The organism is Micromonospora sp. LOL_015 (assembly GCF_048060275.1).
GTDB lineage: Bacteria > Actinomycetota > Actinomycetes > Mycobacteriales > Micromonosporaceae > Micromonospora_E.
The window spans coordinates 1-572 of sequence record NZ_JBHMIO010000176.1 but is presented as its reverse complement, the minus strand read 5'-3'; the positions used below and the strand labels follow the sequence as shown (position 1 = coordinate 572).

The 572-nt window shown below is 62.4% G+C and carries 1 protein-coding gene; it reads right to left on the bottom strand.

The window, feature by feature from the left end; translation table 11 throughout:
• Positions 1-159: 159 nt before the first annotated feature.
• Positions 160-572: integrase core domain-containing protein (locus ACFHWU_RS29355; protein ID WP_416592334.1), on the bottom strand; the 413-nt coding region annotated here is incomplete at its 5' end.

Here is a 572-nt window from a genome sequence, read left to right as displayed (position 1 = left end):
CCTGCCTACTACTTCCAGGTACCCGCATGTCCGGATCTTGGACCCTATTGCCGGTCGCTCTTAAGGAGCTTCGTCCCTACTCGACACGCCAACACGGCGACCACTTGTAGCGTGTCAAAACTCCGTTCTGGTCTGTGTCCAGGCAATTTGGTGCTCGCGTTAGGCGGCCCGGTGGTACTCGTTGATCACACCGTTGAGGCGTCGTCGGCGTCGGACGGGGGCGTCCATCGGAACGACGACGGCAGGGTCGTGGTTGGGCGGCAACTGCTGGCGGCCCTGATGCGGTCTGTGATCATTGAAGTGGTCGAGGTACTCGCCGACCACGGCTCCCGCGTGGCGTTCGTTGTAGATCAGAATGTGGTCAAGGCACTCCTGTCGGAGGCTGCGGCCGAAGCGCTCGACAAAACAGTTCGCGCGGGGCGTCCGCGGCGGCGTCTTGATCACCCGGATGCCTTCGCTGGTGAAGACCTCGTCGAACGCGGCCGTGTACTTGGAGTCGCGGTCACGGATCAGTGAGGGGCCTCGCGTTTTCCGGACAGTGGTTCGGCCGGTTCTTTCACGCCGCGATTTGA